Annotated in this window: 10 protein-coding genes and 1 pseudogene; 4 read left to right on the top strand and 7 right to left on the bottom strand. The window is 54.2% G+C overall.

Going from position 1 to position 12,241, the window contains the following annotated elements; translation table 11 throughout:
• The 3 genes from HCZ99_RS20560 to HCZ99_RS16655 all read left to right on the top strand — a co-directional run.
• Window positions 1-181: hypothetical protein (locus HCZ99_RS20560; protein ID WP_217701520.1), on the top strand; the 181-nt coding region annotated here is incomplete at its 5' end.
• Window positions 182-400: 219 nt separating this feature from the next.
• A complete protein-coding gene (locus HCZ99_RS16660) occupies window positions 401-679 on the top strand; it encodes a hypothetical protein (protein ID WP_167448135.1) in 279 nt (92 codons plus the stop codon).
• Between the two features lie 228 nt (window positions 680-907).
• Window positions 908-4,066 carry a DUF2339 domain-containing protein gene (locus tag HCZ99_RS16655; protein WP_167448134.1) on the top strand — a complete coding sequence of 1,053 codons (3,159 nt, stop codon included), beginning with the start codon at window positions 908-910 and terminating at the stop codon, window positions 4,064-4,066.
• A gap of 395 nt (window positions 4,067-4,461) precedes the next feature.
• Here the strand turns inward: HCZ99_RS16655 and HCZ99_RS16650 are convergent, their stop codons facing one another.
• The 6 genes and pseudogenes from HCZ99_RS16650 to HCZ99_RS16625 form a co-directional block, all read right to left on the bottom strand.
• Window positions 4,462-5,262 carry a MetQ/NlpA family ABC transporter substrate-binding protein gene (locus HCZ99_RS16650; RefSeq protein WP_167448133.1) on the bottom strand — a complete coding sequence of 267 codons (801 nt, stop codon included), beginning with the start codon at window positions 5,260-5,262 and terminating at the stop codon, window positions 4,462-4,464.
• A gap of 97 nt (window positions 5,263-5,359) precedes the next feature.
• Window positions 5,360-6,019 carry a methionine ABC transporter permease gene (locus HCZ99_RS16645; protein ID WP_167448132.1) on the bottom strand — a complete coding sequence of 220 codons (660 nt, stop codon included), beginning with the start codon at window positions 6,017-6,019 and terminating at the stop codon, window positions 5,360-5,362.
• Window positions 6,020-6,112: 93 nt separating this feature from the next.
• A pseudogene (locus tag HCZ99_RS16640) lies at window positions 6,113-6,841 on the bottom strand (methionine ABC transporter ATP-binding protein); the annotation flags it as partial.
• A gap of 313 nt (window positions 6,842-7,154) precedes the next feature.
• A complete protein-coding gene (locus tag HCZ99_RS16635; RefSeq protein ID WP_167448130.1) occupies window positions 7,155-7,610 on the bottom strand; it encodes a DNA polymerase III subunit chi in 456 nt (151 codons plus the stop codon).
• Between the two features lie 104 nt (window positions 7,611-7,714).
• Window positions 7,715-9,184, bottom strand: a complete 1,470-nt coding sequence (locus tag HCZ99_RS16630; protein ID WP_167448129.1) for a leucyl aminopeptidase — start codon at window positions 9,182-9,184, stop codon at window positions 7,715-7,717.
• A 241-nt stretch (window positions 9,185-9,425) separates the two neighbouring features.
• Window positions 9,426-10,121 carry a hypothetical protein gene (locus tag HCZ99_RS16625; protein WP_167448128.1) on the bottom strand — a complete coding sequence of 232 codons (696 nt, stop codon included), beginning with the start codon at window positions 10,119-10,121 and terminating at the stop codon, window positions 9,426-9,428.
• A gap of 334 nt (window positions 10,122-10,455) precedes the next feature.
• Between HCZ99_RS16625 and HCZ99_RS16620 the strand changes: the two genes are divergently transcribed.
• Entirely contained in the window at window positions 10,456-11,688 is a 1,233-nt protein-coding gene (locus tag HCZ99_RS16620; RefSeq protein WP_167448127.1) for an NnrS family protein, read from the top strand.
• 5 nt (window positions 11,689-11,693) lie between these two features.
• Here the strand turns inward: HCZ99_RS16620 and HCZ99_RS16615 are convergent, their stop codons facing one another.
• Window positions 11,694-12,167, bottom strand: a complete 474-nt coding sequence (locus HCZ99_RS16615) for a GNAT family N-acetyltransferase (RefSeq protein ID WP_167448126.1) — start codon at window positions 12,165-12,167, stop codon at window positions 11,694-11,696.
• Between the last annotated feature and the right edge of the window lie 74 nt (window positions 12,168-12,241).

The following is a 12,241-nucleotide window of genomic DNA, read 5'->3' as shown; positions in this document are numbered from 1 at the left end:
GCCAACTTGCCAGGTCAGTGCCGTTCTAAGCGACGCTTCGCTTAACGCGCCAGACCAAGACCTAAAACAACAGCCGCACCGGGAAACCGGTGCGGCTGTTGTGTCTTTCGCCCAGCATCGGCCAATATCAGGCGTGCGCCAAGGAAACCGGCCCCACGCCGCCCGACACCCATCAAAATAGTATTGCGTTGACCCAAGGATCGCTGAGGTTTTGAATTCTGACAAATTCTAACACCCCCGTGATGCCGGATGACAGAATCGCACACACCTAATATGATAAGGGCATCTTGCAGGGATTTTTCGGTTCACTTTCGGTCCTTGCAAGGGTTTGCTCGTGTCCCGCAGATTATTTATCTGCATGTAACTGACAGCCGCATCCCCAAAATGCGGCTGTCTTTTTTTGTCTGCAGCCAACCCGATCCCCAAAAAACATCATCCTTCACCACCAATACGTCCCAACAACCACATCACCGAGATATTCTGGGCTGACATGTCCGGTGCTGTTGATCCTTATTTTTCTGCTGCGGTTGGTTTTCTGGGGTCAGGAACTATTCATTTGATTAGAATGGCAGGCGTTATATTTGTGAAATCCAAGGAAAAGCCCGCCGGGCGGGTTGGCACCCCGCACAAGGGTTTTAACGCCGGAGTTTGCAAATATAACGCCTGTCCTTCGGATTAAGCTGATTTGCATGGGCGAGTGCGCCGTAAAACATTGAAAAACATCTCTTTCCCAACAGTTTTTCTCCCCGCAACCGCACAAATCTGTTTAACCATTCGAACCAAATGAATAGGCCCTGGCCCTAGGTGTCTGGAACACCAAGACAATTCTACTTTCCTTGTTATAATGCCCGCCAAACACGGCGGATAAAAAAACCGCCCCGCACGAGCAATGCGCAAAGAGGATCATATGGACCTGATTTTTACAGGTATCTTCTCCCTGATGATTTTTATCGGGGCGATAATGGGCATTATTGCCTTCGTCAAAACACAGAAGCTTGAGCAAAAGCTCTCGGCGATTGACCGCAAAATCGCTCAATTGCAAATGGCCCAAACATCACTGCGCCATCAGCTGATCGCCCAAAATAACGAGGCGCAAAACAGCCAACCGCAAACAGCGACGCAAGCGCCACCCGCCCACACCCATGCGGATCCCGCCCAAACCAGCACCGATACACCCGGTGCGGCGGACATTCCTGTTACCCCGGCACCAGCACCAGCACCAGCCACGCCCCCCGCCGAACCGCCGCAACCCGCTGTTGAGGCGGCGCGCGCATCGACACCGGCGCAAAAATCACAACCGGCCCGATCCCCTGCCGCCAAAGCCAAGGGCATTGGCCTTGAAGAACGGCTTGGCACGCGCTGGGCGGTTTGGGTTGGCGGTGTCACGCTGGTTCTTGGCGGTATTTTCCTTGTCCATTACTCCATCGAAGCCGGGCTGATCAGCCCGCTTGTCCGTATTTTGCTAGCAGCCTTGTTTGCGACCGTCCTTTTTGCCGCTGGCGAATATCTGCGCCGTAAACCGGGCCTGATCCCGACCAAAGCCGCCAATACGGCGACCGACACTAACGGCGAAAAGCCGGATGAAAAGGTCGGCGACAAAGTCGGCGGTGCGGCGGGCTATATCCCCGGTGTTCTTACACTTGCCGGCACCACCACGGCCTTCGCCACCATTTTCTCTGCGCATATGCTCTATGACATGATCGGTCCGGCCACGACCTTTGTGCTCTTGGCACTGGTTGCCCTTGGCACGCTGGCCCTTGCCCTGTTGCAGGGGCCGTTGGTGGCATCGACCGGGCTTTTGGCAAGTTACATCGTGCCGTTTATGGTGCAATCAAGCGATCCGGCCCCATGGGTTCTGGTGTTTTATGGCTTGATCATTACCGGCGGCAGTTATGGCATCGCGCGCCTGCGCGGCTGGCATTGGTTTGCCATGGCCACCGCGATTGCCGGCTTCCTGTGGGGGCATGTCGTCGCCCTTGCCGCCCCGTATTATATGGGCACGTCCTTGGCCTTTTATGATATCGCCATTCTGGGCGCGGCAATTGCCGCCTTTGCGGTGGGTATTCATCCCCGCGATCCGGCACGGGTTGCCCCCGCCATTGACTGGAAATCAGCGCTTCTGATTGCGGTGAATGGCTGGCTTGTGATCTATCTTTTGCCCCATAGCGGCCATGACGCGACCTTTACCGTGACCATGATGATCGTGCTGGCCCTGTTGCTGGCCACGGCGGCCTTTTTCCCGGCCTTGGCCCCGGTCGCCTTGGCCGCACCATTCGTCGCGATCATCGGCTATCTTGGCTGGGATATACCGCTATCGATTGATCCGCTGTTGTTTGATCAGCCGATCATCACAGACGCGATTGATAAATTCTCTGTCCTGCCCAATCTGCAATCTTTCCTGTTAACCGGGATTGGCTTTGGCCTGTTGCTGGCCCTTGGCGGCTTTGCTGGCGCACTGTTTTCCACAGCACGCCTCTATATGGCCATTGCCGGGGTGTCTGGCCCGATCGGCTTGTTCCTGATTGCCCTGTGGCGCAGTGAAACCCTTGATGTCGATCCGTTCTTTGGCTTCTTTGCCCTTGCAATGGCGGCGGGCTTCTTGGGCGCCTTGGCGATGATTGATCGCAAAATGCCGGTATCGGCACACGGTCGCGATGGGGTTTTGGCGACCTATTGTGTCGGCACCATCGGCATGATCGCCACCGCCATGTTCATTTTGCTGGGCGATGGATGGCTGCCACTTGGTCTGGCGGCCCTTGCGGTCGCAACCATTTGGGTCGGTGGGCGCTGGCCCCTACCCGGTCTTGCCAAAACTGCCCTTGGTCTTGGTGTGTTGGTTTTGATCACCATCTTCTGGCAACCAACCATAGTGCCCGCCGATCAACTTGGCACCACGCCAGTCTTCAATGCGCTTTTGTGGGGCTATGGCGGCCCGGCATTGGCCTTTTGGGCCTGTGTGTGGAAACTGCACCGTCTGGCGGGCCCGCGTCCGCAGGTGGGTCATGACGCCCAAGATAGCGATGGCGACAACAACGCCAAGCGCGCCGAAAACCACGCATCGCAAAACAGCACCGTTGGCGCATCGATCTTTGCAAAGGGCGTCTTTGAAAGACTGGCCTTTGAAGGGCTTGCGATCTTCACAACGCTTGCGGCCGGTGCGGTGATCCTTCATCACGCCACCAATCAGGGGCAGTTCTATGCCCTGCCCGATAGCCTGATGGAATGGAGCTTACAGGCACTTCTGGCCCTTGCAGCCGCCATTGGGTTGCAACGTGTGGGCCGCGCGCTTCACAGTCCGCTGATGGCAAACTGCATTCTGGGGCTGGGCTATCTTGGCTTCTTTATGCTCGCCCTGCTCAACCTTGTGCTGCTCAACCCGCTCCTGACCAACGAATTTGTTGGAAACGGGCTGGTCTTTAACTTGTTGCTGTCGGCCTATGCCTTGCCCGCGATCCTGACCGGGCTTTTGGCGACCCGTTTCTCGGCGGGCAAGCCTGAACAATATCGTCTACTGGCGGGTATTCTGTCGATCTTACTGGCCTTTTCGGCCATCACCTTGGAAATCCGCCATCTTTTCCACAATGGCTATATCGGCATGTACCTGCCGTGGACATCGCCCGAACTTTACAGCTATTCCGCTGCGTGGCTTGTGTTTGGCATTGCCCTGCTGGCCTTTGGCGTCTGGCGCCAGTCACAGCATCTGCGTCTGGCCTCTGCCGCCTTTGTCCTTCTGGCAATCGCCAAGGCGTTCTTGTTTGACATGTCGGGCCTTGAAGGCATTTGGCGTGCGCTTTCCTTTATCGGCCTCGGCATCGTTCTGATGGGGATCGGGTTGTTCTATCAACGAGTCCTCGCCCGTCAAAACAACAACAGCGCCAAAGCCAAGGACGAAAGCGCCGAAAATCCTGAAAACGGCGAAAACGCCGAAAACACGGAAAACACGGAAAACGCCCAGAAGGTCGAGAACGCCGAAAACACCGAAAACGTCAAAAACGTCGATGGCTCAAGCAACAACACCGCTGCCCCAAACGACGGCAGCGCTCCTAAAACCCCCGATCAAGACTGATCGGGGGCCTATCCCGCACATCCATCCGTCACACACGCTTAACCAAGACAAACGTGTGTGACGGACATCCCCAAACTCAACGCCCCCATCCAAAATCGCATCACGGCGACGTACGCCAAAACGATCTGCTGGGGCAAACATGATTGAGCGGAATTTTGGATCGGGGGTTTTGATCGAAACGACGCAACCAATGAGTGCCGAACTGAAAATTCACCGCACCCTCGTCGGGGCATGATGACCTCATTTTCAGCGACGCCTTTTGTCGATACCCAAAACGCCGATTTCATATCCTCATACAATTAAAATTGGTGTCTTCTGCCACCGCCCACACACAAAAAAAATCCCGCCAGGTTTCCCCGGCGGGATTTTTCACAAATAACGAATAATCGCTTTGATTATTCAGAAATTTTGAAGACCGGAATGACCGAACCTTCGTATTTGGTTTCGATGAATTTGCGGACCGCATCATCGTGATAGGACTCAACCAGGGTCTTGACCCATGGTTCGTCTTTACGTGAAGTCTGGGTGACAATCACGTTGGCATACGGGCTGTCATTGCCTTCAATCGCGATTGAATCCTTGATCGGGTTCAGACCGGCTTCCAGCGCGTAGTTGGTGTTAATCGCCGACGCATCCAAATCCGCAAGCGACCGCGGAAGCTGTGCCGCGTCAAGTTCTACGAACTTGATACCTTTCGGGTTTTCAATGATATCAAGCGGGCTGACAACCAGACCCGCATCCGGATCAACCTTGATCAGGCCCTGGGATTGCAGCACCAAAAGCGCGCGGCCACCATTGGTCGGATCGTTCGGAATGCCGATTTCCGCACCGTCTTTAAGCTCGTCCAGGCTTTTGATTTTATCGGAATAAATGCCCATCGGGGTCAGGATGTTATAGCCAACCACCGAAAGGTCATAACCGCGATCTTTGATCTGGTTATCCAGATACGGTTTGTGCTGGAAGCTATTGGCATCCAGATCGCCATCATCAAGCGCCTGGTTCGGAATAACATAATCCGAGAAGCTGACGATTTCGATGTCCAAACCCTTGGTAGCTGCGACTTTGGCGACTTCTTCCATGACTTCTTCATGGGCGCCCGGGGTCACTGCGACCTTGATTTTTTCGTTGGCGATGGCCTGACCGGTAAAGGCGGACATCAGAACGGCAGCAGCCGTCATTTTAAGTAAAAACCGCATTGTAAAGCTCCTTGGTTGCTTTGTTTGCTTTGGTATTTTGCGGGAATTCAAAATTCGAATGTGGGGCGAAAATCTGTCTTTAGGCTTCGCTGATCGCTTAGATGTTGCGTTTATCGGCTTTGCGCGCCAACCGGTCGCCAAACATCTGTACCGCCTGAACCACAACGATCAGGGTCACGACTACAACCGCCATCACGTCCGGGCGAAAGCGTTGATATCCATAGCGAATACCAAGATCACCCAGCCCACCAGCACCGACCGCACCGACCATGGCTGAATAACCAATCAGCGTCACCGCCGTCAGGGTCAGACCATGAATGATGCCCGGCAATGCTTCTGGCAGCAGAACCTTGGTCACCACCTGAAGCGGGCGTGCGCCCATGGCTTGGGCGGCTTCGGTCAGGCCACTATCGACTTCGCGAATGGCGCCTTCGATGATGCGGGCGATAAACGGAATGGCCGCCACCGTCAGCGGCACAATCGCAGCCGACGTCCCAATGGATGTCCCAACCACAAAACGCGTAAACGGAATGATCGCCACCGCCAGAATGATGAACGGGACAGAGCGGGTCGCATTGACAATCGGGCCAATGATCTTTTGAAACAGCGGTGCTTCCAGAAGCTCGCCACGGCCCGACGTTGCCAAAAGCACGCCAAGCGGCAAGCCCAAAGCGGTTGCCAAAAACAGCGAAACGCCAACCATATAAAGGGTTTCCCACGTCGCCTGCAGCACGATTGGTGCGAGAGTTGAAAACATGGATTAGCCCTCCTGCCGGCTAGAGTTGTCGTCAGTGTTATGGTCTGCAGTGTTGGCATCGGTGCCAGCACGAAATTCAATAAACTCATCAGCCAAAAGCGACTTGGTCGTCGCGTGTTTGGGGGCGGCAAAGATACCAGCCACTTCGCCTTCTTCGACAATCACGCCGCCGTCCATCACCGCAACACGGTCACACAGCGCCTTAACCACCGCCATTTCGTGGGTAATCACCACCATGGTCAGGCCAAGACGTTTGTTGATGTCTTTAAGCAATGTCAGGATTTGACGGGTGGTTTCCGGATCAAGGGCAGAGGTAACTTCGTCACACAGCAACACCTTGGGATTGGACGACAATGCGCGCGCAATGCCAACGCGCTGCTTTTGCCCGCCCGACAATTCCGCCGGATAGCGATCACGTTTGTCATCAAGCCCAACAAGGGGCAATAACGGATCAACAGCAGCGGCGATTTCGGCCTTGCTGGCACCAGCCAGTTCAAGCGGCAATGCAATATTGTCGTAAACCGTGCGCGATGACAGAAGGTTAAAGTGCTGGAACACCATGCCAAGCTGACGGCGGAACAACGGCAAGTCGCGCTTTGGCAAGGTCGTGACATCGGTGCCATCGACCACGACAGCACCCGATGTTGGATTTTCCAGAAGATTGATGCAACGGATCAGCGTTGATTTCCCCGCCCCCGAGCGGCCAATCACCCCAACAATTTCGCCCGCTGCAATATCAAGATTGATCCCATGCAGGGCCTTATGGGGTTCGCTACCGCGTCGGGCAGGATACGTTTTCTGAACGTTCGAGAGCCTGATCATCGGTCTCAACCTTTCCGTACATACAAAAAAACCGCCGCGGCGAAACCGAGGCGGTCGTACATACAGAGCATATACGCCCTCTCGCTTTAGCCGCATTTTTAGCGCGCCCGCAAGCTGAGGAGCAAATCGGCGCGTCGAAACGTCCTTATAGATCAGGCCACCGCATTCATCAACGATAATTTATATGCATTTCACGCATATCTTTTATGAATTCAAAATAAACCACAGTGATTTTTTGCGAAATTTGCCTTACCGAGAGGATCTCTTGCACGTGGGTCGGGAGGTACAAAGCCAAAACCAGACAGAAAACCAATCAGCTTTCTGCCTTCTTCTCCCAAGCCCCTTGCGGGGTTTGCTGCCAATAGGACAGTTTGTGGCCTTCGTCTTTCCAAGTTTTCCAGCGCGTGCGGGCTTCGGCCACCGCGTCCCGGTCGCGGTCATCAAACAGCATGATCACGCGTTCATAATCGGCGATCTTTTCACTGATGGCGCGGTCGGTCAAAAACAGGAAATGGGCGCCGTTGGGGTTTTCATCCTGATCAGTAAGCCACACCGGCTGGAGTTCGGGATCGCCATCGGATTTGGCCCCATGGGGCAGCCAGCTTGCCGCGTCATAGGTCCATAACAACGTATTGATCGCATCAACGCGTTGTTCAATCCCGGTCATCACCACAGCACGTTTTTCCCGCTCCAATGTCTTGGACAGCAGGGTGGGCAATGCGCGTTCCAGCGGCATGCTGGTAAGATGATAAAACCAAATGTCGGCCATAAGGGTTTTCTATCCCGAAGACGAAAACGGGGCAAGGTGATCATCACCCTGCCCCGGATTAATTTGCCTGTCATGCCCGCAATGGCGGAAATGATGCGATCGCCTTAGGCTTCGTAATTATCGGCAACAAAACGATCAAGCAGACGCACGCCAAAGCCAGTCGCACCTTTTGGCGTAACTTCCTTATCAGAGGTCGACCACGCGGTTGCGGCGATATCAATGTGCGCCCACGGGCGATCCTTGGTGATAAAGCGCTTAAGGAACTGTGCCGCGGTGATTGAGCCCGCCGGACGACCGCCAACATTTTTCATATCGGCAATGTCAGATTTGATCTGCTTGTCATAGCCCGATCCAAGCGGCAAACGCCAAACGGTTTCATCGACCGACAGACCCGCCGTTGTGATTTGCTCTGACACGTCATCATTGTTGGAAAACAGACCGGCATTTTCATGACCAAGGGCAATGATCACCGCCCCGGTCAGGGTCGCCAGATCAACCACCAAACGCGGATCGTATTTTTCTTGAACATATGTCAGCGCATCACACAGAACCAAGCGGCCTTCGGCGTCGGTATTAATGACTTCAATCGTCTGACCCGACATCGAGGTCACAACATCGCCCGGACGCTGCGCGGTTGAAGACGGCATATTTTCAACAAGGCCAATCACACCGACCACGTTGCATTTCGCCTTACGGCCTGCAAGGGCCTTCATCAGGCCAGACACAACACCGGCCCCGCCCATGTCAAATTTCATGTCTTCCATGCCAGCGGCGGGTTTAAGCGAAATACCGCCGGTATCAAAGGTGACACCCTTACCAACAAAGGCAATCGGGTCTTCTTTTTTCTTACCGCCGTTCCAGCGCATCACAACCATATACGGTTTGCGCGCAGACCCCATGGCAACGCCCAAAAGCGCGCCCATGCCAAGCTTCTTCATTTCCTTTTCGTCAAGCACATCAATCTCGACACCGAGCTTTTCAAGCGCGCTGACTTCTTTCATGAAGCTTTCCGGATAAAGGACATTGGCCGGTTCCGACACCAAATCGCGGGTAAAGAACACGCCTTCGACGACCTTTTTGGCGCTATCGAACTGCTTTTTGGCGTCCTTGTGATCACGCGCGGCAATGGTCAGGCCCTTAAGGACGGGTTTGTCGTCCTTGGTTTCGGTGGTGCGGTATTTATCAAAACGATAATCGCGCAGCATCGCACCGGTTGCGAAATCGCATGCCATGCCTTCCATATCAAACAGAATGGTCAGGTCTTTTTCACCCGTTGCCAGCGCGCGCGAAGTAACGGTCCCGCCCAGTTTCTGGGCTGCAATCACGTCAAATTCGGCTTCTTTGCCAATCCCAAACACAATCACACGCGTCAAATCGCCTTGGCCCGGGGCCAAAATTTGCAAGCTTTGACCAGCCTTGCCTTTAAAGGTCGAAGATTTGATCGCCTTGGTGATCGAGCCCCCGATGGCTTCATCAAGTGCAATCGCACTTGGCATCAAATCGGCGCCTTCGGTTGCAAAGGCAATAACGGCACCGCTGGTCGGGACGGCAAGATCGGAAAACGTGATCTTCATGGTGAACAGGACTCCTGTCATGTTTCGGGGCACACAGCCCTTATTCAAAGCGACTGTGTTATTGAAATACTGCCCTTAATCTAGCGCGTTACACGGCGATGAAAAGGCTTATCGTTGAAAAAGCTGTGGGTTTCATACAAATGTCGTGCCGAGCACGACGATCATCCGTGCCGAGTTTACAATCCCCGGCGGAATGAACAGCGCCGAGAACGCCCGCGCACGGACGGATCAAGAGGTGCGATTAAAGCAGGGAATCAACAATGTAGCCTGTTGTTGCCAGTTGCTGATTTTCCGCGTGATTGTTGATTTGCTTCATCAGGGAAAATGACGCGCCCCAAAGATGTTTCTGACCGCTTATTTCCTCCTCGAAATCTTGCGGGTTGGATTGGGCATCTTTCAGGAAATCGCTCCCCCGGAAGGTTTCCGCGAACACGGTTTCATTAAATTCAAATCCCTCGGAAACGGGAAGTTTGGCGCCCGGATAAACCTCAGAGGCTTCTGCGAGATTGTTAAAGCCCTCAATCGCGACATCGCGGAGTTTGCGAAGTTTGGTATCAATCCCTTCGCGATCAAGCAGCTCGCCCAGTTGCTGCATTTCCTTGTCGCTCAGCTCGTCGCTTAAGATGACCAGCTTATTGTCGGCATTCAGCGTAAAGTCCCAATTCTTGCCCTTGGTGATCGACTGAATGTCGTCCCCTATCTTGCTTAGGCCGTCCTGCAAATCAGATGCCCGGGCAGCAAGATTTAGGTTAATGTCCAGCCGTCCTTGCACCCATTTGCCAAAGGCATCATCGGTCGGGATATCAATGTCCCCACCAAGCTTGCCAAACGCGACATCAATCTCTTTCCCATTCGGGACAGATTTCGATGCGGTTGGATTTGGCTCAGGCGTTACTTTTTTAATGGCGGACGCAAGAGAACCTGAATCAATTTTCATATCATTCACTGCCGTTAAAGAATGGGCGTGGCGGGCGAGAGTGTGCAGACGTTTGCAGCCCCCGTTGCACCTTTAAACATGAACGGGGCATTTCGATTTCTCGCCATAATAGCAATAGGTTATCGAAATTGGAAGATTCTTCCGGCCACGTAAAATGACGATCCCAGCCCCAAACCGCCCGCGTTTTAGGGAATGCTTGATGATGTCTGGTTTGGTGAATTCAAGCCCGGTTCTGGGCCATCCAAGTTCTCATCAGCGCTAAATTGCGCAAAATCAACGCGCGGTCGGTCGCAAACGCTATTATGACGCGTTCCAATGTGCAGGAGACCGCAACATGAATGCAAAATCCCCAACCGTTTCAATCACCGAACCTGCACCAAAGACACATCCGTTTTGGAGTGGTGCGTTTCGGCCGCTGTTCCTGTGCGCGGGCATTCTTGCCATTGTTGCCGTCGTTTGGTGGGTTGCCGGATTTGTGCATGGCATTCCGACACCAATGCTTGGCACCGCATCCTTTTGGCATGCCCATGAAATGATTTTCGGGTTTGGTGGGGCCGCAATTGGTGGTTTTCTGTTAACAGCAATTGCCAACTGGACCGGACGACCGGCGGTTGCTGGGCCGATGTTAATGGCCCTTACTTTCACATGGGTTTTGGGCCGCATTGCGGTTAGCATTGCCGAAAGCCTGCCTACCGCGTTGGTGATCCTTGCCGCCATTGCGTATTTTGTCTTTCTGATCGCCCTTGGCTTGCGGGAACTTATGGCCGCGCGTAATTTCAAAAACCTGCGGGTTTTGGCGGTGATTGGCATGATCGCATTGTTTGATGGATTGTTCACTGCGGCCTGCCTTGATCTCATCGCGCTTGATGCGGTGATGCTGTATCAAACCGCCATTCTAACCATCATTTTGTTGATATCGCTGATTGGCGGGCGGGTGATCCCGGCCTTTACACGCAACTGGATGCAGCGCGATCACATTGATGCATTGATGCCCCAGATGTTTAACCGGTTTGATATGCTCTGCCTTGCCAGTGTCGTTATCTCCATCATAGCTGGGATTATTACCCCAGACGGGATCGCGTTTGGCTGTTGCCTGCTGCTGGCGGCGGTGCTGCATGCGCTGCGACTGGCCCGCTGGCGCGGCATTCATAGCTGGCGCGAACCGATTGTTGCCATGTTGCATCTGGGGTATCTCTGGGTGCCAGTTGGGCTTGCGCTTCTTGGCGCATCGATCCTTTGGCCCGATGCCATTACAAGCCGCGATGCCCTGCATGGGCTGACTGGCGGGGCGATTGCCTGCATGATCATTGCCGTTGCCGGCCGTGCCGCCCTTGGCCATACCGGGCGGGAAGTAAAGGCAGGTGTGACGCTAAACACCGCTTTTGCCCTGATCTGGATATCAACCGTATTTCGGATTGTCGCGGGCCAAAGTGATGGGCATTACGTCACGCTATTGGCGATTGCCACCTTGATGTGGATTGGCGGCTGGCTGGCATTTTTGATTGGGTACGGGCCAGTTTTGATCGGGCCGTCGCAAAAGAAACCGCGCGGTATACCGGTGCGCTAAGCTGCTTAGCTGAAATCAAACAGCGTCATGGATGGGTTGGATTTGATGTATTCAACCTCGTCACCCTCAATATCGCCGGTATTGTGCCAGCCATGCATTTCGTAAAAGCCATGCGCGCGGTTTTGGGGATCAACACCGGTGGTCAGGGATATGTCGTCGCAGCCTTGGGCAAACAGCCATTCTTCGGCGGTGCGCAGCAAGGCGGCCCCCACCCCGCGCCCTTCAAAATCGGGATCAACAAACAGCGCCCACAGGGTGGCTTCAGTCGGGATGGCGATGGCAAAACCGGCGGCAGAGCCATCCAAATCCGCAATCCAAATGCCATAGCCATCAGACAACCATTTGCCAAAGGCCGATTTGGTAATACCGCGTTCGGCCAGCTGGCTGTCAGAAAGATGGTTTTCCTGAACACGGCTTCGGATGGCGAAAATCGCCCCGGCATCGCCCAAACGGGCTTTTCGAATTTTCAGTCCGGTCATGTTTATCTGTCCAACGCGTCCTTCATCGGCGGCACTTTAGCCAAGCCGACGCAATGCACCAGAAAAAACGTCAT

The organism is Thalassospira lucentensis (genome assembly GCF_011806425.1).
Classification (GTDB): Bacteria; Pseudomonadota; Alphaproteobacteria; order Rhodospirillales; family Thalassospiraceae; genus Thalassospira; species Thalassospira lucentensis_B.
Note: the sequence above shows the minus strand (reverse complement) of the source record. Positions and strands in the feature narration are given on the sequence as shown.